Raw genomic sequence first — 23,719 nt, forward strand, 5'->3', positions numbered from 1 at the left:
CGGGCCAACGTGGCGCTTCGTTTTTTGACCTACCTCCGCCCGGCGCGATCCTGCACGAGATGCGCATAGATCCGTGCGCTGGGTTTGGGCGTGCGCTTGAACGTGGTTCGGTCCACCGCCACCAGGCCGAATTTCGGCTTGTAGCCGGACAGCCATTCGAAGTTGTCGAGCAGCGACCAATGAATGTATCCGAGTACCGGTACGCCGTCGGTGATCGCCTGGTCGAGGGCCTGCAACGCCAGCGGTAGGAAACGTTGGCGCAACGTGTCGTCGGGATCCGCGATGCCGTTCTCGGTGACCAGAACGGGTTTTCCCGTGGCTTGATGCGCATAGCGAACCGATCCGCCCAGTGCGGCCGGATAGAACTCCTCGCCGGTCGGCGTGAGCGATGCGCCTTTCGGCTTGGGCAGCGTGCCTTTGGCGTCGATGCGGCTGCGGTTGTAGGTTTGCACGCCGATGAAGTCGTCGTCGCGAGCGGCATCGAAAAACGGCTCGTATACTTGCCGCCGCTTCTCGGCGAGCCGGCTGCCGCGCCCGACCGCCTGATCGTCGGGAATCGCCAGGCTCATGCCTATCCGGGTCGCGCCATGCGCGGCGCGGATTGCCGCGCGCGCGAGCCGGTGCGCTTCCTGCACGTTCGCCAGTTGGGGTTCCGGGTCGTTGGCGTGCAGCAGCGAGAAGCGAACCCGCCTCGATCGCGTTTCCGCTGGTGACGATCACGCTCGGCGCCGACGATCTGCGCGAAACGATGGGCGGCCAGCTCTACGGCAATCGCGGCAAGGTCTATCGCGTGCCGGAGATGGATGCCGCCGAACGGGCCGCGTTCAACCGCGGCGTGCAGCGTTTCGACGGGACCCGGCGGCGATCGCCTACGCGCGCCGCTGGCACCGGCCCGAGGGCAATTTCGCGGTCCGCTGGTGACCCTGCACAACCGTATCAACGCGCTCGTGCCTTACGCGCAGTCCGAAGGCTTGGGGCGGATCGTGCATCGGGCGCACAACGACGCGCGGCTCGTCCAGTTCACCGTGCCCGCGATGAAGGCGCCGCTGCCGGTCGGCGGCGTGGAAGGCTATACGCATTGCGGCTTCCAGCCGGCGCAGACGCTAGCTGCGTGGCGCGCCATGCGCGAGTGGGTGGAGATCGCGGCGTGCGGCCGCCCGCCGACCTCGTGCACTGATGGCCCTGCGCGTACGGTGGCTTCGGCCGGCCTTGCCGTTCGCGCTGTCGCTCGCTGCCCCGGCGCGGACAGCAACGCGCATGCAAGGATGCTCGACCGTATTTCCGTCGTTCCCGCTGTCGCCGGAGTGACGAACTGGCTCTATCGGCTCCCGTCGGCCTCTGCGAAACGCGTCTGGGATTGCAACGAAAACAGCCACAGCACGGCGGCGAGCACGACGTAGGCCGCGGTGAACTGCCAGACCAGCGCGCGCGCTTCAGGGGCGAGCGTCCACGGCAGGTAGATCGTGCCGAGCGGATCGACCGAGTGGATGATCCCGAAAAAGGTCAGCGCGGCGCCGGCGGCGAGGATCGCGGCGGCCTTGCGCGGGCGATGGTCGATCAGCGCGACGACGAAGCTCGCCCAGACCATCGAGGTGATGATGAAACCGTTGCCGAGGATGAAGATCACCGCGAGCTCGGGCAGGCCGTGGTCGGCGTTCGCGTACAGCTTCGCGAACTGGTCCGGCGCGACGATGGACGGATCGCCGAGCTTGATCGCCACCATGCGCGCGACGGCCGGGAAGAACGCCATGACGACGGCGGCGAAGTATTTCCGCTCGGTCGCCTCGAATGCCTGCATGGTGATATGGATCGCGATGAAGATCAGGATCGGCGCGAGCACGCAAAGCGGAATCAGCTCGACCAGGTTCGACAGGTAGCCGAATATGCCCCCGAGGCCGATGAACAGACCGGTGAGGAAGGTGTAGCCGGCGCGCCCGCCCATCGCGCGATACGCGGGCTGGCCGATGTAGGGCGTGGTCTGCGCGACGCCGCCGCAGACGCCGGCGACGAGCGTCGCAATCGCCTCGGTGAGCAGGATGTCGCGCACTCTATAGTCATCACCCGCCGCACGCGCGCTTTCGGTGACGTTGATGCCGCCGACGACCATCAGCAGGCCGAACGGCAGGATCAGCGCGAGATACGGCAGCGTGTACTTCAGCCCTTCCAGAAAGCCGAGATTCGGCCACGGCAGGTTGAAGCGCAGCGTCGGCGCGCCCGGCGCATGGAAGCCCGGGCCGAGCAGGTCGAACGGACCGAGCGTGTAGTAGAGCACGAGACCGGCGAGGATCGAGAACAGCACGCCCGGAATGCGTCCCGGGAGCGGCACATGCGCGATTAGCGCGTAGAGGATGACGCCGAGGCAGGCGAAGCCGACGACCGGCACGCGCAGGATGTCGACGAGCGGGAAGAAACCCATCAGCACGAGCGCGATGCCGGCAATGGAGCCGAGCAGCCCTGCGCGCGGCACGTTGCCCATCACCCAATCGCCGAAGAACGAGAGCACGGTCTTGAGCACGCCCATGACGACGAGCGAGGCCATGCCGAGTTTCCAGGTCGCGTCGGCCGCGGTCATCTCGTCCATGCCCTGCGCCTTGAACACAAGAAACGCCGGGCCGAGCACGAGCAGGCCCATGCCGATCGTGGTCGGCGCGTCGATGCCGAGCGGCATCGCGCAGGCGTCCGCGCGACCGCTGCGCAGCGCCATGCGCGTGTAGACGACATTGCCGACCAGCGCGCCGAGCGCGGTGCCCGGGAACATCTTGCCGAAGATGATCTCGGGCGGGAAATGGAAGATGCCGATCAGCGCGCCCGAGAGGAATGCGAGCACCGAGAGATTGTCGACGACGAGGCCGATGAAGCCGTTGACGTCGCCGGAGGTGATGCGCAGCTTTGCAGCGGCCATGTCAAAAGGACACGTCGGCGGGCTGCGTCACGCGCAATACGGAGAGATCGCCCGTCTCCTTCTTCCACGCGGCGCGGATCGCCTCGATGTCGGAGCGGTGCTGGGGCGTGTCTTCGTAAAGCACCATGATTTCCTTCGACCGCAGGCGCTCGATCCTGCTCTGGCCTTGCGTGCGCCACTGGCCATAGACGTCGTAGACGCTGAGGCCGTCGGGGAAGCGCGGCGTCACTTCGCGATCGAGGAAGTCGCGCCAGCGCTTTTCGTTGGCGTCGGCGTCCGTTCCGGCGCCCGGGTCCGGAACCAGGCCGAGGCCGAAATACAGTTCGGTACGCACCCAGTTCCTCGCCGCATCCGGATGCGCGGCGTCTCCGGCAAGCGTGCTCGACGCGGAATGCGGCGGCGCCGTCGCCGCGCAGGCGGACAGCAGCAACCCGGACAACATAAGTGCAGCGAGTTTTTTCATATGGACGTCTATTTCGCATCGGCGGCAAGTCGCCTAGTATCGGCCGCTTCGGCGCCGCTGCGCAACGAATGCCTACCGCTTTTCGGAAATAACGATGAAAGAAAAAATCCCTTCGCCATCCCGCCGCCCGCTGTTCGTCGATGCGGCCGTGCGCTACGAGCACTACGGCGACTTCGGCGGCACGACCAACGGCAAGCTCAGCGCGCGCCGGGAGATCACGCCGGAATTCGCCCTGCGCGGCGCGGCTTCGACCAACTTCCGCGCGCCGTCGCTTTCGCAGATCGGCTTCGAGTCGACCTCGACCGGCTACGACAACCAGGGCAACCTGATCGAATCGCGCATCCTCTCGGTCGACAATCCGATCGCGCGCGCGCTCGGCGCGAAGCCGCTGACGCCGGAGAAATCGCGCAACGTCAGCCTCGGCTTCACTGCGACGCCGGCCGAGAAATTCGACGTGTCGTTCGACATCTACGAGATCGACATCGACCACCGCGTCGTGCCGTCCGAGCAGATCGGCGGCGATGCACTGACCGAGTTCATCGATGCGAACTTCGGCATCCCGGGCGTGCAGGCGGTGAACTTCTTCACCAATGCGGTCGACACGAGTACCAAAGGCGCCGATCTCGTCGCCAACTACCGCCTGCCGCTGTACGACGGCACGCTGACCCTGACCGGCTCGTACAGCTACGCCGACACGCACATCGAAAGCGTCGCGCAAACGCCGGCCGAACTCGTCGCGCTCGGCAACGACAATGTCCTGTTCGGCGTGCAGTCGGCCAACATCCTGACCAACGCGCCGCGCAACCGCGGCATTCTCTCGGCCCGCTGGGCCGACTCGAAGTGGTCGCTGCTCGGCCGCGCCACGCTGCAGGGCGCGACGACGCGCGTGTTCGATTTCGGCGGCGGCTTCACGCCGACGCAGACCTACGCGCCGAAATGGCAACTCGACGCCGAAGTCGAATACAAGTTCACCCCGGCGTTCTCGCTCGCCGTCGGCGGCGTCAACCTCACCGACAACTACCCGACGCGCTCGGACAGCGACATCAACTACTACGGCAACCTGCCCTACGACATCATCTCGCCGATCGGCTTCAACGGCGCGTACTACCATGCGCGGGCGCGATTGACGTTCTAATCGGATCGGCCCTCGCGCACCGGCTTGGCGGCAAGCAGCGATTCCAGACGATCCGTTGCGCCCTGCCTGCGCACCAGGTGCGGATATTTCAGGCCGCCGTCGTAGCGCACGGCGTGCAGTTCTTCGGCACCGTCCTGTTGCGCGCGTATCTGCAACGGTTGCCGGCTCTGCTGCGCCCCGGTAATCGCATCGCGCAACGCCTGCGCGGTGTACGCATGGCCGTCGACCGAAACGAGCTTCATGCCCGGTGCGAGTCCGGCCTTGAATGCCGGGCCGTCCCACGCTACGTCGACGACCTTGCCGTCGCCGTCGAGAAACAAGCCCAGCGAGAACATCTCGTTGATGCCCCTGCCTTCGAGTTCTCCCTTGCCGACGTTTTCGAGCGCACTCTCGTAACCGGAGGGTTTGTCGGTGTAGACCAGACGCCAGCCGGCTGCCTCGATGCCCGACAGCAGCGGCACCTGCTCGCCCGTGCCGTTCACCCAGTTGCGCAGGAAAGCCACCCAGTCGTAGGGCTGCACCTTGGTGAGCGCAGCGACGACATCGTCGAAATCGTAGGTATGGGTGACGAAACTGCCGTCGTCGACGCCGAAGAACGCCCGAGCGAAATCGTCGATGCAACGTCCATCGCGACTCAACTCGCGGATCTTCATGTCCACGGCCAGCCACAGCAACTGGCCTTCGCGGTAGAAGTCGTTCTCGCGGCGCCAGTTGGACCATGCGGCGGGCGCGCCGTAGTCCACGGCGACGGTGGTGTCGATCAACGGCCGCCACGCGCGGCCGGTGCGATGCGCCATTTCGGCCGCGCGATAGGCGAGTACTTCGCGCCATGTATCCGCCGACCACAGGCCGCTGCGCGCGGTCAGCACGTCGCCCAGGTAAACCGTCAGCCCTTCGTAGACCCACAGCAGCTTCGGCTTTTCGGGCTGCTCGAAGTCGGGTTGCCACAGCCCGGCCGGACGCATGAACTTGCCGTTCCACGAATGCGTGTACTCGTGCGGCAGCAACGAGGCATCGAGCATGAAATGACCGGCGTCGGCCAGCATTTTCGAACCGCTGCGCGCACGGTCGTCGCTGGACTGATGGTGCTCGAGGCCGCCGACCGAAGTGTGGTCGCTCAGCGTCAACAAGAGGTGGTAGCTACCGTAGTGGTGCGAGTGGAACAACGCCTGCGCCTGCTCGATCAGACGACGAAAGGCCGCAACCTGCTCGTCCGAAATGGCGATTGCCGCCGCATCGTCGCCGACCAGATCGAGCCAGCGGCGCACCGATGAGCCCGGCGGGGTGACGTCGATCTCGCGGAAATGCTGGCCGGCGATCACCGGCGAATCGACCAGCGTGTCGAACGGCACGGGCTTGAACACGATGCGCGCGCCGTCGCGCTTCGCCGTCTCGAGCGCGCTCGCATACTTCCAGTCGGCGGGGACCACGAGTGCCGGCAGGTAGGTCTGCATCCGCGTCGGACGATCGGCGCGGTACAACGCGACGTGATTCCAAGTGAGATCGAGCAGATTGCGCGTCACCCTGTCCCGCGAGGGAAACTGGAAGCGGATGTCGATCTCGCGCACGCCCACCGGCACAGTCAAATGGAACGCGAAGCGGTCGAGTTCGTCGCGTTGCCAGGCGATGGCTTTTCCACCGGCCGTGAACGTGAGGCCCATAATGTTTTCTATCGGCCCGTCGGGCGAGTGGTCGCCGGGAATCCACTTCGGATAGTAGAGCGTCAGGGCGCCCGGCTCGACCGGCATGACCTCGTCCACGTACAGGATCTTCTGGCCCGGATCGGGAAGGCTGACCGTCAACGCCACCGTGCCGGCCGGCTTTTCCTCGGCCGCCTGGGCCATGCAGGGTACGGACATCGCCAAGGCAATTGCACCGAGCAACACGGTCAGTCGTTTCATTCCACCCTCCGAACAGCTCGATGGTTCACCCGATGGGATTCGGGACGTCAGATGCCAATTTTCGTCTCGAAAGAATGCTAACCGCCGGCGCGGTCGCGCGGCGTCGCCGTCGGGGATCGGCCGGCACGTCGTTGCCACGCCGTCCATGCCCAATACAGCGGCACTCCGACCAGCGTGATCAGAAGGCTGGCGATCGTCGACCAGAACTGCGCACACAGTGCGTTGGCGACGACCATGAAAGTCGCAAGCACGAACAGCGCGGGAACGACGGGATAACCCAGCGCGCGGTAGGTGCGCGGAAAATCCGGGCGGCGCCGGCGCAGGATGAACAACCCGATCACGCACAATGCGAGGAACGGCCATACGCCGAGCACGTAGCCTTCGGCCAACTGCATGAAGTCGCGCAGCAATACGTAGATTACCGCCAGCGCCACGCTGAAGCCGATCGCGATGTAAGGCGTTTCGTATTTCGGATGGACGCGGCCGACGATGCGGAAGAACAGGCCGTCCTCGGCCATCGCGAAAAACACGCGCGGGCTGGACAGGATGCTGCCGTTCAAGGTGCCGAACACCGACAGCATCACCAGCGCGCCGACCAGCGAAGCGCCGCCGCGTCCGAGCACCGCGGCGGCGGCATCGGCCGCCACGGATTTCGATGCCGCGAGCTGCGCCAGCGGCAGCGCACGCAGGTAGGCGGCGTTGATCGACAGGTACACCACCATCGCCACGAGCACGCCGCCGACCAGTGCCAGCGGCAGATTGCGCTGCGGGTTCTTCACCTCGCCCGACAGCGTGGTCAGGTTTTCCCAGCCGTCGTAGGCCCAGAGCGCGCCGATCAGGCCGATGCCGATGCCCGGCCAGTTCGCCGCGCCCATCGGTTCCGAGCGCAGCGGATTCGCATCGCCGCCCGGCGCGAACGCGAAGATCGCCATGGAAAGACCGATGAGGGTCAACACCTTCGCGCCGGTCGAAAGATTCTGGATCACCGCGCCCAGTTTCACCGAACGGCAATTCGCGACGGCGACGAGCAGGATCAGGATCGCCGCGACCGTATGCTGCGCGGCCTCGGACATCGGCGCGAAGAAGCTCAGGTATTCGGCGAACAGCAGGCTTTGCGCCGCCCACGAAATCGGCGTCGTCAGCAGCCACATCCAGCCGAACAGAAACGCCAGCGGGCGTCCATACGCTTCGCGCAGATACACGTAGGGGCCGCCGGCCGCGGGATACATGGCGGCGAGTTCGGCGATCGAAAGCGCGCCGAACAGCGCCACGATGCCGCCCAATACCCACACCAGCGCGATGCCGATGAGGTTGCCGGCCGCGCCCGCGATCGGCGACGGCACGCGGAAGATGCCGCTGCCGATCATCACGCCGACGACGACGGCGATGCCGGTGGCAAGGCCGAGCTTGCGCGGCAGTTCGCGCGGCACGATGGCTGGCGATTCGATCATGGTCGTGCATCGTACAACGGCGCTGCGGGCCTGTAGAGACGACTCCTGTCCGGCGAATTGCGTTGATTGGGTTCCTTGTGCAATCGCCTGTTTCCGCATCAGACAGCGGTTCCCGAAGGGATGTGCTTCCCGAGACGCACGCAGAAACCATAACCCACAGCTATGCCAGATGCTGGTCTTTTCATTGGTGACTCCCTTTGCACTATAAATATGCTCGAATACGCGTCCATGTCGGTTTGGTTCAAGGAGAACATGGCGTTTGTAATGCCAACGTATGTATCGGCAGGCAATGGTTGCATCTAGACAGCTATCGCTTGTTTCCAACCATGGACGAGTATGAATCACAAAGGACGCCTTGCGGCGGTCATCTCATTTTGGCGACCATCGGCTGCCTGTATGGCATCGACTCGGCGTAGATACGTAATTCACTCAACTGATGCAGAACTGGAGTGCGCATGAGCCGCTTCGCCAAATCCATTCTGACTGCATTGCTGCTGGCTACCGCGTGCGCAGACCCGGCGCAGATTTCCGCTGTGGAATCAAGTTCGTCGTCCGACTACGACAACTTGGTCGATGCCATCGTTGCGCGGTATCGCTTGCCGGGTATCGCGGTCGGCGTGATCGAAGATGGCAAGGTGGTTTACACCCGTACGCTCGGAAAGCTTGCTTCCGGCAAGCCGATGGATGTGGACACGTTATTCGGGATCGCCTCCAACACCAAAGCCATGACCTCCACTTTGCTGGCGCGACTGGTACAGCAAGGCAAGTTGCGCTGGGACGATCCGGTCACGAAATATCTGCCGTCGTTCCGCATGCACGATCCGTGGGTCACGGCGAACATACAAGTGGGCGATCTGCTCGTGCATCACAGCGGTTTGCCCGAAGGTGCGGGTGACCTCATGCTGTGGCCAACGCCAAACAAATTCACGCCCGACGACGTCGTCGCCGGGCTGCAATATCTGAAGCCGGCTTACAGTTTTCGTGCGGGCTACGCTTACGACAATACGCTGTACGTTGTCGCCGGCCAGCTCGCGGCCGCGGTCAATGGCACGCCGTATCCCGAGCTAATGCGTCGCGAGATCTTCGAGCCAATGGGTATGACGCGCTGTCAGATCGGCGTGTGGAATCGCGACGAGGTAGGCAACGTAGCGACCCCATATATCCAGCGTGACGGCCATTTTGTGCCCGTGACGACCGACGGATCTCTCGTGCATCCCGCCATAATGGATCCGGCTGGCGGCGTGCACTGTAGCCTCAACGACATGTTGATTTGGGCGAAGAGCTGGCTGGCACCGACGCCGCAGCAACTCGAATGGCTATCGCCGGAACAGCGGCGCCGCGAATGGACGAGCTACACACCGATGCCTATCTCCGAGCGTCGCCGCGATTGGGACGGCACGCTGTTCTACGGTTATGGCTACGGCTGGCGCATCGCCGACGTCGACGGACAGATGACGGTATCGCACACCGGCTCGCTGTCAGGCATGTATTCCGCGATGACATTGCTGCCATTCCGCAAGAGCGGGTTCGTCTTGATGATCAATGCCAGTGTCGACGCCGCACGCAGCGTGCTGATCGAGATGCTAACTAAGCGTTTCACTGCTCCCGGCAACGCACGCAGCGTGAGCAGCTATGCCGTTGAATTGGAGCAGGAGGAGCAGCAGCAACGCGCCTCACATGTCCCGGACACATCCTCGCGGAAGCTTGCGACGGCGGCGGAGATCAAGGCGCAGCTTGGCACGTGGCGCGATCCGTGGTTCGGCGAGGTACGTATTTGCGCGCAGGGCGGCGCCGTGCGTTTTGCCGCGCTGAAATCCCCGAGATTGACCGGACAGATCATGCGCGTCGAGGATCGCTACCTAGTGCACTGGGATCACGGCGATGTCGAGGCTTGGCTGCGCTTCCCGGAACAATCCGGTGGCATGCTGCACATGGCCAAGGTCGATCCCGATGCCGACTTCAGTTACGATTTCGAAGATCTGGGCTTTACCCGAGAGCGCGCCTGTGAATAAGGGGATTTCGTGCCTATTCGCCTATTCGTCACGACGCGCGCCGCGTCTGGCTTGCGGCCTGAACTAATCTCGGCAGTACGTCTCCATGGACGAACGAAAGCTTGTTAGCGCCTGCCAATGTTTTATGGACACTCATTGGCCGCTCCGCATATATCGGGTTTCGGGTCGATCATGGCCGAGTGCCATCCGTGCGGCCCCGCGTCCGGCGTCGCGACTAGCGTCGTGAGGTCGGCGCACGCGACAGCACAATCTCGCCATTTCGGCGCGCCGCACGCACCGGCCAGCCGTGTTCGAGGACGAGGGTCAGCGCGTCCTGATCGCCTGCACGGAAAGTGCCGCTGATGCGGACGTTCGCCAGTGCCGGATCTGCCAGGCGTATGGGCGTGGCCGAATAGCGGTTCATTTCCGCCACCAGTTGTGGCAGCAGCCAGTTGTTCGCCAACAGGTTGCCTTGGGTCCAGGCACGGGCCGACGCAAGGTCCGCGGCAACCGTCGACCATTCGCGCCCCGTGCGATCGAAGCGCAGTTGCTGTCCCGGCGACAATATGGTGGGCGGATGCGACTGCGCGGTATCGGCAGGGGCTTCGACCACCACAGAGCCTTCCAGCAGCGTCACCGTCGCCGCCGCGTTCTGCACGCGCACGTCGAACTGCGTACCAGTGGCGGTCACCGTGCCGCCGATGGCGCGCACGATAAACGGCCGCTGCACATCGTGGGTGACTTCGAACTGGGCCTGGCCCTGCGACAAATCGATCAGCCGACGCTGGTTCGTGTAGCGCACCACCAGATCGGTATTGGTGTCGAGCACGACCGCCGTTCCGTCCGGCAACTCGATGCGGTACCGTTCGCCGACCTCGGTATGATAGCTCATCGCGGGGGGATCGGATTTCGGCGGAATCCGCGACGTCAGCAGCGCCAAGGCCGCGAGAGTGGCCACCAAGGGAACGGCCCAGCGCCAGGCATGCCGCCAGCGTTGCTGCCGCGGCGCCTTGTCCCGCTCGGCCGCGTGCAATGCGGCGGCGATGAGTGGATCGTCGCCGAATTCCCCACTGCGCTGCCAGATGCTCTCGACGTCGCGGAATGCGGCCTCATGCGTTGGATCGACCGCACGCCAGCGTGCGCAGGCCGCGCGTTCTTCGTCGGTGCAATCCGGTTCTCGCAGCCGCACGAACCAGCGTTCAGCTTGACCTTCCATTTCGATGGCCTCGGGATCACTCATGCTTCTCACCCTTCACCCTGAAACGTGCCTGAGAGGGTCGAACCGAACCTGCGATGGATATGCGTCAGCGCATTGGCCAGGTGTTTTTCCACCATCCGAACTGAAATCCCGCAGTGCACGGCCACTTGGTTGCTGGTCATACCGCGCAGACGCGCAAGCAGGTACACCTGTCGGCACTTGGGCGGCAGCGCCAGGATCGCCTCGCGCAACAGCATGCGCTGCTGCGCGGCGGCCACGGCTTCCTCGACTGTCGGCTGATCCGATTCGATTTCCAACCCGTCCAACGGAACGTGCTGCTGCATGCAGTGTGTACGCGCCTTACGCGACTGATCGCTCACGACGTTGATGGCGATGCGATACAGGGTGGATTTCCACTTCGACGACGGTTGGCTATCACGATAGCGCGTCAATCGCGTAAGGCTTTCCTGCGCTGCATCCTCTGCGTCTTCGTTCGTGCGACTGCGCTGGCGCAGGAAACACACTAGCGCGTCGTACTGCTCGCGGAAGAAGACATCGTAGGCGTCGAGGCGACCGTTCTCCTTGGCGACGGCGGTCACCTGTGTCGTGTGCGCGGCGGGCAAGGCCCTGTCATGCCTGTTATCCATGATCTGTACGCCACCCGTAATCGAAATAGAAACCGTGATGAAAGGGGTAACGCCTCTGTGCGCGCATGTCGTGCGAGACATCGAGTTAGTTACGAGTGAGTCATATGTTAACCAATGATCCCGTTATTAGAACAACGGCAGTGGACTGTTTCTCGGCGTTTCCGCAAGAATTGACGACATGAGGTTCGGTATCGGACACGTACGCACGTATTAGATCGGTTCAACCGCGGATTCAAGTTTGAAGTGCAACCCCCAGCGGCAGAAGAAGGTTGGGTGGGTTATCGACTATGGCGGAGCAGCGTTCACGCTATACGATGATCGAACCTACAGCGGATAGCTCCACTAGGACGGCATTGGCGGCGACGCGGCGTGGTTGGTATCCGTGGCAGGAAGTTATGCCGGGTCGCATGGTGAGCATCGCCTTCGATAACGGTTCGAAATTGCCGAACACGGGCTGATCGACCTCGCATTGGGCTGCACGAGCTACTTCACGCGACCGCCTTGATCCGGCAGTACGCGTCGAAGCGGACGGACTTGGGTAGACTGAGTGCTGAAGAGATGCACCGGATTGTCGACAAGCTCAACGGCCAGCCACGCAAGGCGCTGAGCTTCTGCACGCAGCGGAGTTCTTCGAAGAATTTCTCGCTGCCACGCGAGAGAAGGATCGCAAGAACAAGGAGCTTCGGGCCAAAGTAGCATGACCGATGGAATGCTGTTTTGTATACTTAGTCCGGTTGCACTTCGGAGTTGAACTTGCGGTTTACTCCCCTCAGAAATACATGAAATTTTCAAACAGGAGGTTCGGGTTGCATCCCTCGATCACGTTGTAGTGAGGTGACGCCTCGTGAACACCTTGACCGAAGAGTCATGCCGCGGGGTACATGCCACTCGAGGAGAGCCCTATGTACGCCGCCGAAACCACACACAATGTCTGTCAGAATCTCAATCGCGACATCGTCGCCGGAACGCGAGCGCTGCCGAGGACACTCCTTGCGACCGCCATATTGAGCGGTCTATTCGTACTGACTCAGCCGATTGCCGCGATGGCGCAGGTTACTGAGCAGGCGTCAAGCTGGAATCTCCCAGCCGGCCCGCTGGATCAGGCTCTCAACCAACTTGCGGCCCAAAGCAAATTGACAATTTCGTATTCGCCGGATTTGGTGAAAGGCAAGACGACACGCGGCCTCTCCGGTACGTATGCGCCGGCCGAAGCGCTTCGCAAACTACTCATTGGTTCTGGAATTACCTTCGATGCGCTAAGCGCTACGACATTCGCGCTGCGCCGGGCACCTGTGGCCAGCACTCCGGCAGCGCCGACGAGCGAAACGGGTCGGAATCCTCGGGTCGGATCGACGTCACAGGAGGAAATGCCGGCCATGCAAGCCATCGTCGTCACGGGTTCGAATGTACGCCGTGTAGACGTTGTCACCTCAAACCCTGTCGATGTTGTAACCAGTCAGCAAATCCAAGATAGCGGCAAAGAGACTCTGAGTGATTTGCTGCAAACATTACCGGCAAATGCTGGTGCTCCCATTGGCCCGCAGGTCAACAGCAGCGGCGGAGGTAGTGGTTACGGTTCAGTGTCGTTACGCGGTCTTGGCTCCTCTCGCACATTGGTGCTCATCGATGGCCATCGCTATGAAAACAATGACCTGAATGCCATTCCGGTACGGCTCATAGAGCGGATTGAAGTGCTGAAGGATGGCGGATCAACGGCATATGGGTCGGATGCCGTCGGCGGTGTCGTGAATATCATCCTCAAACAGAACTACGAAGGCAACGAGATTTCTGTCAATTACGGTATTACCGATTACGATGATGGAAATTCCAGAGGCGCCAACATCTTGTTCGGCCGTAAAGGCGACAAGGGAAACATCGTCGCGGACATCAGTTACAACAAGCAAGACGGGATCTCATCGGCGAACCGCAGTTATTCTAACCAGGCGTTGTACCTGTCTTCCGGAACGATCGTTCCAACCGGCTCTTCCAGGAATCCGAATGGTCGCATATTCCTTCCGAGCAATCTTGCTTCGCAGTTTGGCTGCAATTCGGTCACCCTTGCCTCTGGAAATGGGACATCGCTGAATGACTACAAGTGTTTCAACATACGGACTGACGCTTACAACTTCCAGCAGAACACCTGGATTTTGATTCCTCAGGAGCGCGCGAATGCATATTTTCTCGCGAATTACGACCTGAGCGGCAATACACAGGCTTTCGCCGAAGTCTTATATAATAAGACCCGCTCACAAGAAGGAGATCCACCGGCGTATCTAGATGCCAATGCCAGCGACTTGGAAATTTCCAAGTACAGTATGTACAATCCATTTGGGGTCGACCTCGGTGGTGAAGCGGGGTATGAATTTCTTACTCGTTTTACCGGAATTGGCCAGCGCCTCACAGACTATGACACCACGACTAGTCAAGCTACTTTCGGGGTCAAAGGGGCAATTGGGGAGTGGGAATGGAATGCGTATTACAACTATGGGCGTATTCAACAACGGCAATATTTCCATGGCTATCCTTTTTTCAGCGATTCGCTTCGTTCGGCGTTGGGTCCTTCCATGCTTGTCGACGGCACGCCAACATGCGTCTCCGTGCCTGGAGATGCGACCACAGCCATTTCCAATTGCACGCCAATTAATATCTTCGATCAAAAGAGTGCAAGTGTCAGCGCTTTATTGAGCCCGTTTTTTGCGACGTTGTCAGGAAATGACCTGAATACTCGAAGCGCGTATTACGCGAATGCCGATGGACCTTTGTTCGAATTGTCTGGCGGTGCGGTGCAAGCGGCTGTTGGTGTTGATTATCAGAAGGAATACGCACACAACACCGTTGATGCTCGCCGGCTGATTACGGATGTTCAAACAGGTACTTGCAACGCATCGCACGAGCTTTGCGGCACGGATTTGCAGGGAGAATTCAACGTACAGGAGGCATACGCCGAGCTGTTTCTTCCCGTGCTCAAAGACGCGCCGGTCGTCGGTTCATTAAATGTGACATTGGGTGGCCGGTACACAAAGAACTCGCTGGCCGGTAGTTCGAACAACTTCAAAGTCGCCGTGGAGGAACGCCCGACCGAGGACCTGCTGCTGCGCGGCACGGTGACACAGGTGTTCCGCGCGCCAACGATCGACGATTTGTTTGCCGGACCGGTGGGTGGCTCCCCCGCATTGGTCGATCCATGCGTAGGGCTGTCTGCAAGCGCACTCGCCGCACACTCGCGCGCTTGCGCAGGCGTGCCTGCGAACTGGGCCGGCACAGAGGTAATCAACGTTGATGTCGTGCGCGAGGGCGCTGTTGCAGCTGGTATCGATCTGAAGCCGGAATTTGGCAAGAGCTTCGATTTTGGCCTGGTGTACGAACCACACTATATCCAAGGCATATCGTTAGACGTTGACTTCTGGCGCGTATCCTTGCACGACACGCTAACCCTATCCGTGGCGCAGTCGATCATGGATGTATGCTTCAAGGACGACGGTAATGCGCTGTGCAATCTGATCACGCGAAGGGACTTCGATCATTCGGCATTTATGCGTTTGCCAGTCGTCAATCTGGGTGACCTTTACGTCAGTGGTGTCGACTTCGGGATCCAGTACAAAATTCCGGAGACCGATTGGTTGCCCGGACACTGGTCCGCGAAGTTTGATGCTACGTACATTTCCCGTGCGGACAGTGATGCTGTTCCGGGTATCATCGCCACGACGCACATGGCAGGTAAATATGTCCAGCCGTACGGCAGCTTCCCGCGGTTTCGTGCATTAGCCAATCTCAACTGGAGCTGGGGAATGTGGCATGCCTCCTGGCGTACGCGTTACGTTGGAAAAAGTCAGGACGGAAGTGCGGACCCCTCTCAAGACAGGACCGCGGACATGAACTTGCCGAATGTAGTTTTGAAGATTCCGGCGGTCCTCTATAACGACGTGCACATCGGTTGCGACATTCGCCCGATCAATACTTCCGTCGACGTCGGCATAAACAATTTGTTCAACAGGCAGCCACCCTTCATAACCCAGAAGGACGTTGGAGATGCAAATACGGACGTCAGTACGTACGACATGATCGGGCGGGCATACTGGGCGAGGGCCACCATCAGATTTTGACATCGCAGCATGCAACAAGCCGGCCTTGAGCCTCGATACATACCTCAGAGATTGTTGGCGTACGACGATAGCACCGCAGCCCATAACGTCGCGAATATAAATCCAATGGCAATTGAGTTAGTGGCAAGCAGAAGAAGCTCGCAGATTCCCGGCCTGATTGCTGCGTTCGAACGCGGTTGTTTTGAGGAGGTCGTGTCTTCCGCGCGCGCATTGCTTGACGGTTCTTCGCAGGACGAGCCGATTCTGAGTCTCCTGGGCGCGGCCCTCATGGAGCTAAAACGTCCGATGGATGCGGCGCTCGTGTACCAAGATGCTGTTCAACGCTTTCCGCATATGGCTCTGCACTGGAGCAACCTCGGCACGGCCTTGCGTCAGGAAGGCAGATTGACAGATGCCGTTGCGGCATATGCCGAGGCGCTTAGAATCGAGCCCGTGAACGCCGGTTATCTCGTGAACATGGCTTTCTTGTGCATGCAGATGGACGACATCGTCGAGGCCGAGCAGTTGTTCTGGCGCGCGTTCGAGAGCGATCCCACCAATATTGACGCACGGATCTATGGTGCGGGGGTGTGCATGGATTGCGGCGATGACGCACGTGCCCACGCGATGCTCGACGACTGGCGCGACTGGTCGGGTCGGTTGAATGCAAGGCTTGCGGTTGAGCTCGGCTCCCAACTGATTCGAATGGGCAATAGCAAGGACGGCGAACTGTTGCTTCGCCGTTATGCAAATAGTCCCACATGCGGAACATTAGCGCGCGCGCGCCTCATCGTTGTGCTGGAGCGCATCAACAAGGTAAAGGAAGCAAGAGAGATTCTATGGAAATTACCTCGACCCGAAATGGTGTCGGACGAGGAAATCTGCGGCGAGATTGTCGATGCGCATGTGGCTCTCGCGGTGCGGAATGGCGAACTGTCGCTTGCACGCAAACTGCTTGAAGGCCGGCTCAGCAAAGTGCCTATCGAGCGTTGGCGCACCTCTGCACTGTTCTTGCTGGCAAAAATCTGCGATGAGCAACGCGACTATGTCACGAGCATAAATTACTTGAATCTCGCTCATTTCAGTCAGGTCAAGATTCTACGTCGACTCGTCCCCGAACTGTTGACGGCCGGCGTGAATCCGCTGCGTATCTGCGATACATACCTTACTTATCAGCCATCCGACCGGTGGACGTCGGTCGCGAAACCAAGTTCGTCGGAATCTCCAGTCTTCGTTGTCGGATTCCCCAAATCCGGCACCACCATGCTTGAGCAGATGCTGGATGCCCATCCCGATCTGCGGTCGATGGATGAGCGCAGTTTCCTACACCAAGCCATCGAGAAGATGGCTGACTTCGGACTATCGTATCCCGGCGATCTAGATGCGTTGACACCCGATCAGATTGTGGATTTGCGTAACGCATATTGGCGCAGCATTGCAGAAGTGATTGACCTGCGAGAAGGGCAGCGGCTCGTCGACAAAAATCCTCTCAATATGTTGCGACTGCCGATGATCGTTCGTCTGTTTCCACACGCGCCGATTATTTTCGTGCTACGCCATCCATGCGATGTCATTCTAAGTTGCTATATGCAGCAATTCCGATCCCCCGGTTTTTCCGGAGTATGTTCGACCCTGGAATCATTATCCTTGGGTTATGCGGCCGCGATGAATTTCTGGATTCACCATACGAATTTGCTTGGCAAGAATCTTTTGGAATGGCGCTACGAAGATGTGGTCCGGAACTTCGATGCCAATGTGGTGAGACTGGCAAAATTCTTGAACTTGGAGGACTCCGAGCCATTGCGGCATTTCAACAGGCATGCGACTGAAAAGGGTTACATTTCAACTCCGAGTTATTCACAGGTCGTGAAACCATTGTACGGAGATTCAATAGAGCGCTGGAAGAACTATCGTAATTCTTTCGAAAAGATATTGCCAATACTCGAGCCGGCCCTGAAGTATTTTGGCTACCACAGCTAACTTGCAATACCAAATTGCAGCTTGTGCAGGACCTTAATTTTCGTCGCCAAGACTCCATATACAGGAGATCGCAATGTGTTATAGATACCTTATCGCCGTCGTTTTTTCTTGTATCGCCAGTTCTTCGGCTGTCGCTGGTGCGTCTGCGCAGGAAAAATACGATCTCATCATTCGCAATGGCCGTATTGTCGATGGCACTGGGTCTCCATGGTATCGCGGCGATGTTGCGGTTCGCGATGGACGCATCGTCGCAATTGATCGGCTGATGCACGCAACGGCGCAGCACACCATCGATGCCCATGGCCAAATCGTGGCCCCAGGGTTTATCGACATGTTAGGTCAATCTGATCTTACGATTCTCGTTGCCCCGGGCTTGCCCTCGAAAATCTACCAGGGCATCACGACCGAGATCACGGGCGAAGGCGACTCGGTCGCGCCGCTCGACGACCGCATCGTGAAAAACAACCAGGCGGGTTATGACCATCTCGGCATCACGCCGACATGGCGCACGTTGAATGAATACTTCGCCCGACTCGAGAAGCAGGGCATCGGCATCAACCTCGGCACGTATGTCGGCGCGGCCTCGGTGCGCCGCATGGTGCTCGGCGACGACGATGTGCAACCAACCCCGGCGCAACTGAAACAGATGCAGGAACTGGTTGCGCGCGCGATGCGCGACGGTGCCATGGGTTTGTCGACGGCGCTGCAATACGCGCCCGCGCCCTACGCTACGACGAACGAATTGATCGCACTCGCCCAGACGGCATCCCGATACGGCGGGATCTATGCGACCCACATGCGCGACGAAGGCAACGACGAATTCAACGCGCTCGAGGAAGCATTCCGGATCGGCCGCGAAGCGCGCATTCCGGTCGAAATCTTCCATCTCAAGGCTGCCGGCAAGGCCAACTGGGGCACGATGCCGAAGATCATCGACGCCATCGAACGCGCGCGCACCGACGGCGTGGACGTTTCGGCCGACACCTACGCTTACACCGCCTGGGGCAATTCGCTGGCGTCGATCGTGCCGCCGTGGGCGCACGCGGGCGGCGACGACAAGTTGATCGCGCGTCTGAAGGATGCGAAGACGCGCGAACAGATCAAGCAATACATTCTGGACCCGAGCAAGGACAACCAGTGGAACAACGAGTGGAAAGAGGCGCCTGGCCCCGATGGAATCCTGGTCACTTCGGTCGGCAATCCCGCATTGCGCCCGTTGCAGGGCAGGCGTATCTCCGACATCGGCAGGGAGTGGCATGAAGATCCGCTCGACGCGGCTCTCGACATTCTGCTCAAGGACGATGCGGCCACCAGCGTCGCCGTATTCGGCATGGATCAGGCGGACGTGATCACGGTGCTCAAGCAGCCGTGGGTTTCGGTATGCAACGATTCCGAAGGCACCGAGCCTTCGGGAATACTCGGCCAGGCGCATCCTCATCCGCGCGCCTACGGCACGTTCCCGCAGATCATCCACAAGTACGTCGAGCAGCAGCACGTGCTGACCCTGCCCGAAGCGATCCGCAAGTTCACCTCGCTCGCCGCGCAGCGCATGGGGCTGACCGAGCGCGGCGTGATCAAGGTGGGGATGTACGCGGACGTGGTCGTGTTCGATCCCGCCAAGGTGCGCGATACCGCGACTTTCGAGCGGCCCAACCAGCTCGCCGAAGGCATGGACTACGTCATCGTGAACGGCGTGCCGGTGATCGCGGACGGCAAGATGACGCACACGCTTCCGGGGAAGGTGCTGCGTGGTCCCGGATACGCGTCCGCCAATCATCAGGAGTGAGGAATGGGCCTGCGTTTCACGAAGATGCACGGTCTCGGCAACGACTTCGTCGTGCTCGATGCGTGCGAGTCTGCGCCGCAACTCGACGTCGCGCGAATCCGCGCGATGGCGGACCGCCATACCGGCGTCGGCTTCGACCAGATGATGATCCTCGAACCGGCGCGCGACGCTTCCTGCGTCGCGGCGTACACGATCCGCAACGCGGACGGCACCGTCGCGCCGCAATGCGGAAACGGGCTGCGCTGCCTTGGTGCATGGCTGCATCGCGCCGGTGCGCTCGCGACCGGCGTCGAAGCGCGGCTTGCGAGCCCGGTCGGCATCGTGAAGATACGTCTCGTCGATGCCACGACCGTCGCGGTCGAAATGGGCGAACCGGAATTCGAGCCCGCGAACATTCCGTTCGACGCGCCGGCGGCCGCTGACACGTATTTGCTTGACGTCGACGGGGAGCGCGTCGAGATCTCGGCGGTTTCGATGGGCAGCCGCCATGCGGTCATCGAAGTCGACGACACCGCTTCGGCCCGCGTCGAACGCCTTGGCCCGCGCATCACGATCCATCCGCGCTTCCCGCAAGGCGCGAACGCCTGCTTCGTGCATGTCGTCGACGAGCGTTCCGTGAATCTTCGCGTGCACGAACGCGGAGCCGGCTGGACGCTGGCCTGCGGCAGCGGCGCGTGCGCGACGGTTGCCGCCCTGCATCGCCGCGGGCGCGTCGGCGACGATGTCCGCGTGGAAATGCCCGGAGGCGCGCTTGCGATCTCGTGGAAAGGACCGGGACACGTCCTCTCGATGACCGGTCCGACGGCATTCTCGTTCGAGGGAGAATGGCTGGGCATCTGAGACGGGCCGTATCCACTCGCTCTCTTTCAGGCGTGCCCGGTTACGCATCGGACAACGGTTCCAAGGTATGCGGCACGGAAGCGGTGCACAAAAACCATAACCCACAGCTATGCCCTATGCAGGTCTTTTCATTGGTGGTTGCCACGTCGGGATAAGTATGCTCGATCGCGTACCGCGCAATACGGTGGGTCAATGCGAATCTTGACCGTGGGGCCGTGCGGAATGCCGACAACAAGATGCGGCAGCGACCGATCGCTGCGTCGAAACTACATCGCTCGAATCCTACGATTTGGGAGTGCAAATCATGAAGGGCAAGTCGGGTTCGTTGCATCGCAGAAACTTCTTCCGGCGCAAGGCGCTGGCCCTCGCCATCGGCGTGGCCGCTTTCAGTCTGGCGAATACGGGCTGGACGCAGGCAACCAGCGGCACCAGTTCCGCCACCGCCCAGGACGCGCCGCAGACTACCCCACAGACCACTACGCAAGACACGACGAAAACCACGGCGAAAGCCACTACCGACTCGTCCCACTCGCAGACGCTCGAGAAGGTCACCGTAACCGGTTCGCGCATCAAGCGTGCGGAGATCGAAGGCCCGTCGCCAGTGGTGATCATCACCGCCGAAGATATCAAGAAGGAAGGCTTCACGACCGTAGCCGAAGCCTTGGGTACCCTCACTCAATACACCGGCAACGTCGTTGGCGGCGAGTGGAATTTCGGCAATCAGCAGCCGGATGCCCAGTACCTCAACCTGCGCGGCCTTGGCGTTGGCTATCAGTTGATTCTGCTCAACGGCAAACGCATGGCGGACTACCCCGCGGCATCCACGGCGGGAGACATGGGAATCAGCGTCGGCAACATTCCGGCGGCAGCCGTCGATCGCATCGAAGTGCTCAGCAGCAGTGCATCGGCCGTCTACGGCTCCGACGCCGTGGCCGGTGTGGTCAACGTCATCACCAAGGAAAACTGGGAAGGCAATCACGTGCGCCTGCGTGAAGGCGGCGCCACCTTGGGGGGAGGTGGCACCTTCGATTTTCAGTTCAGCGGCGGCAAGGTTTGGGATCGCGGCAGCATCACCTACGGGTTCGAGCAGTTGAACCGCAACCCCGTTTACGCCTGGCAGCGCAGTGATCAGGGCTTTTACGACCCGAGAACGGCCCCGCAGCAAAACCCGGACCCCAGTCACCCGACCTATACGCCCACCCGAGGCCTGGCACTGTGGACGTACTCCACCTCGGGCGGCTACATGCACTACAACTATTGGCTGGATAAGGCCGGCAACCTGGTTCTGGCGTCTGCCGCCTCGCCGGACGCCGGCGGCGCATTGGAATACGACTGCGCTCAGGCCGGCCATACACCGTACTACCCGTACGCGGCCGATGGCAATACGCCTTCGAGCTGCGGCGCGTTGAACTATTACGACTCGGTCACGCTGTCCAACACCTACAACAAGACTTCCGCCTTCGTGTCGGGCAAGTACCACATCACCGACACGGTGGATGCCTATGGCCAGTTGCTGGTCACCCGCGCGCGCGACGTGATGACCCAGCGCTCCAATCTGTACATGTTCAACGAGGGTGACGCCTACGACCAGACGCTGGGGCAGTTCGAGTATCAGCGCGTTCTGGATGCCACGCAGATTGGCGGCTTGTCGCCGCGAACCTACGAGGATACCGCCATCAACGCCAACGTCGGCGTGAAAGGCAGGCTGTTCGATCGCTTCGACTGGGACGCCAGTCTCACCTTCTCCCAGGACAAGATGCACAGCTGGTGGCGCGGGCCCCTCGTGAACAAGGTGAACGACTATTTCTTCGGCCCGGCGGTCGGTTACGTCGCGGACGACGGCAACTCGCCGATCTATGACCTTGGACCTTTGCAATTCCAGCACATGTTCGGCTCGATGTCGCCGGCGGACTATGCGCAGATGACCGATATCATCAACAACCACAATACCTCGCAGGCCGCTTCGGGGCAGTTCGTGGTCGGAGGTCCGTTGTTCACGCTGCCGGCCGGCGATGTGGAAATGTCCGCCGTGCTGGAAGCCGAGCATTCCAAGTACTTTCTGGGTCCGGACGTTCGCTCGCGCAACTACTACGAAGGAGCGGACCATACCTTCAACTACAACGCCACGTGGGGCGGCGGCTCGCGCAATCGCTATGCCGCGGGCATGGAGTTCCGCATCCCCATCGTGTCGAGCCTGACCGCGAGCCTTGCCACGCGCTACGACAAGTACGACGACATTTCGGAGATCGGCGGCGACACCACCTGGGCGGCCGGACTCGAATGGCGGCCGATTGAAAGCCTGCTGCTCCGCGCCAATCGCCAGACGAGTTTCCTAGCGCCCAACCTGATGTGGATCTACGGCGGGCCCGTATCGTCCTACGGCACGTTCACCAACGAATACCTGTGCCGCAAGGCTGGTCTGAATCTGACCAACGACAATGACAACCAACAGTGCTACGCGGGCACGTACGATGATGGTTTGTGGTACACGTCCGGCGGTGAAAACACGCATCTGAAAGCGGAGACCGCAACATCCAACGGTATCGGCTTCGTCTGGGACGTGGTGGAGAAACTCTCGCTCAGCCTCGACTACTGGGACATCGAGCTGAAGAACAAAAGCGTCTACCTCGATACCGGCGACATATTGAACGTCGACACGGCCTGTCTCATGGGGTCCTACGACAACGGCATGACGATCGACCCCAACTCGGCCGAGTGCAAGCTGTACGAAAGCTTCGTGACGCGCGATGCGGCGGGTCACATCACGGGCATCAATGTCCAGGCGATCAATCAATCCGGCGTGAAAACCCACGGTTTCGACGCCAGCCTGCGCTATGCCTGGAGTTGGGGCCGACTCGGCGACTTCACGGCCAACATCGGCTTTACCCGCGTCATGGGGTATCAGGTGCAGGTCGCCGCCGGGGATGTCTGGCAGGACGCGATGCACTGGACGTCGGATGTGGCATTTCGCATGCGCACCAATTGGACCCTGGGCTGGAACAAGGACGGCTGGAACGTCTATCTGTACGGGTTCCGCGACAGTTCACGGCCCAACTTCTACGCGACCCGCGTTCCGGCGGATACCGGCACGATTTACCCCTTGCGACCGTTCGTGCAGTGGAACGCTTCGGTATCGAAAGAGCTCGCGCCGGGCTGGAGGCTGGGTCTCGACGTCGTCAACGTGTTCAACAATTTCGGGCCGAAAGATCCTACCTACACTTCACCTCCGTACTACAACGCCATCTACGGCATGATGGGCCGCTCGATCTACGCCAACCTCGACGTCGATCTATGACGTCGGCGAAGGGCGATGCAGATATGCGACCAGCGCAGAAGTCGCGCG

General features: G+C 61.0%; 15 protein-coding genes. 8 read left to right on the plus strand and 7 right to left on the minus strand.

Annotation, left to right across the window (positions count from 1 at the left end):
- Nucleotides 1-29 precede the first annotated feature (29 nt).
- A complete protein-coding gene (locus tag QM741_RS02190; protein ID WP_415206110.1) occupies nucleotides 30-569 on the minus strand; it encodes a family 1 glycosylhydrolase in 540 nt (179 codons plus the stop codon).
- 348 nt (nucleotides 570-917) lie between these two features.
- Here QM741_RS02190 and QM741_RS02195 point away from each other — a divergent pair, with 348 nt between their 5' ends.
- Entirely contained in the window at nucleotides 918-1,400 is a 483-nt protein-coding gene (locus QM741_RS02195; RefSeq protein WP_415206111.1) for a hypothetical protein, read from the plus strand.
- On the opposite strand, the gene QM741_RS02200 is transcribed toward QM741_RS02195, so the two are convergent.
- Together QM741_RS02200 and QM741_RS02205 are read right to left on the minus strand one after the other, a co-directional pair.
- The gene (locus QM741_RS02200; RefSeq protein WP_415206112.1) at nucleotides 1,319-2,902 is read right to left on the minus strand and encodes a hypothetical protein; all 1,584 of its coding nucleotides are present in this window, start codon (nucleotides 2,900-2,902) and stop codon (nucleotides 1,319-1,321) included. The genes QM741_RS02195 and QM741_RS02200 overlap by 82 nt on opposite strands.
- Before the next feature lies 1 nt (nucleotide 2,903).
- On the minus strand, nucleotides 2,904-3,365 hold the full coding sequence (locus QM741_RS02205) for a DUF3574 domain-containing protein (RefSeq protein WP_415206113.1): 462 nt from the start codon (nucleotides 3,363-3,365) through the stop codon (nucleotides 2,904-2,906).
- A gap of 94 nt (nucleotides 3,366-3,459) precedes the next feature.
- Here QM741_RS02205 and QM741_RS02210 point away from each other — a divergent pair, with 94 nt between their 5' ends.
- Nucleotides 3,460-4,500 carry a TonB-dependent receptor domain-containing protein gene (locus tag QM741_RS02210; protein WP_415206114.1) on the plus strand — a complete coding sequence of 347 codons (1,041 nt, stop codon included), beginning with the start codon at nucleotides 3,460-3,462 and terminating at the stop codon, nucleotides 4,498-4,500.
- Here the strand turns inward: QM741_RS02210 and QM741_RS02215 are convergent.
- Nucleotides 4,497-6,401, minus strand: a complete 1,905-nt coding sequence (locus tag QM741_RS02215) for a M61 family metallopeptidase (protein WP_415206115.1) — start codon at nucleotides 6,399-6,401, stop codon at nucleotides 4,497-4,499. The genes QM741_RS02210 and QM741_RS02215 overlap by 4 nt on opposite strands.
- Before the next feature lie 77 nt (nucleotides 6,402-6,478).
- Entirely contained in the window at nucleotides 6,479-7,852 is a 1,374-nt protein-coding gene (locus QM741_RS02220; protein WP_415206116.1) for an APC family permease, read from the minus strand.
- Nucleotides 7,853-8,307: 455 nt separating this feature from the next.
- On the opposite strand from QM741_RS02220, the gene QM741_RS02225 reads away from it, so the two are divergent.
- Nucleotides 8,308-9,864 carry a serine hydrolase gene (locus QM741_RS02225; protein ID WP_415206117.1) on the plus strand — a complete coding sequence of 519 codons (1,557 nt, stop codon included), beginning with the start codon at nucleotides 8,308-8,310 and terminating at the stop codon, nucleotides 9,862-9,864.
- Between the two features lie 214 nt (nucleotides 9,865-10,078).
- Here QM741_RS02225 and QM741_RS02230 read toward each other — a convergent pair whose 3' ends face one another.
- Nucleotides 10,079-11,083: a FecR family protein gene (locus tag QM741_RS02230; protein ID WP_415206118.1), complete on the minus strand. Its 1,005-nt coding sequence runs from the start codon at nucleotides 11,081-11,083 to the stop codon at nucleotides 10,079-10,081.
- Between the two features lie 5 nt (nucleotides 11,084-11,088).
- Entirely contained in the window at nucleotides 11,089-11,688 is a 600-nt protein-coding gene (locus QM741_RS02235) for an RNA polymerase sigma factor (protein WP_415206119.1), read from the minus strand.
- 902 nt (nucleotides 11,689-12,590) lie between these two features.
- On the opposite strand from QM741_RS02235, the gene QM741_RS02240 reads away from it, so the two are divergent.
- The 5 genes from QM741_RS02240 (at nucleotide 12,591) to QM741_RS02260 (ending at nucleotide 23,671) form a co-directional block, all read left to right on the plus strand.
- Nucleotides 12,591-15,791: a TonB-dependent receptor domain-containing protein gene (locus tag QM741_RS02240; protein ID WP_415206120.1), complete on the plus strand. Its 3,201-nt coding sequence runs from the start codon at nucleotides 12,591-12,593 to the stop codon at nucleotides 15,789-15,791.
- A 105-nt stretch (nucleotides 15,792-15,896) separates the two neighbouring features.
- Complete coding sequence (locus QM741_RS02245) at nucleotides 15,897-17,750, plus strand: sulfotransferase (protein WP_415206121.1); 1,854 nt, start codon at nucleotides 15,897-15,899, stop codon at nucleotides 17,748-17,750.
- A 373-nt stretch (nucleotides 17,751-18,123) separates the two neighbouring features.
- Entirely contained in the window at nucleotides 18,124-19,536 is a 1,413-nt protein-coding gene (locus QM741_RS02250; protein WP_415206122.1) for an N-acyl-D-amino-acid deacylase family protein, read from the plus strand.
- Nucleotides 19,537-19,539: 3 nt separating this feature from the next.
- Nucleotides 19,540-20,376: a diaminopimelate epimerase gene (dapF, locus tag QM741_RS02255; protein ID WP_415206123.1), complete on the plus strand. Its 837-nt coding sequence runs from the start codon at nucleotides 19,540-19,542 to the stop codon at nucleotides 20,374-20,376.
- Nucleotides 20,377-20,680: 304 nt separating this feature from the next.
- Nucleotides 20,681-23,671, plus strand: a complete 2,991-nt coding sequence (locus QM741_RS02260) for a TonB-dependent receptor plug domain-containing protein (RefSeq protein WP_415206124.1) — start codon at nucleotides 20,681-20,683, stop codon at nucleotides 23,669-23,671.
- Nucleotides 23,672-23,719: the final 48 nt, after the last annotated feature.

This window comes from Rudaea sp., assembly GCF_047601565.1.
Lineage (GTDB): Bacteria > Pseudomonadota > Gammaproteobacteria > Xanthomonadales > Rhodanobacteraceae > Rudaea.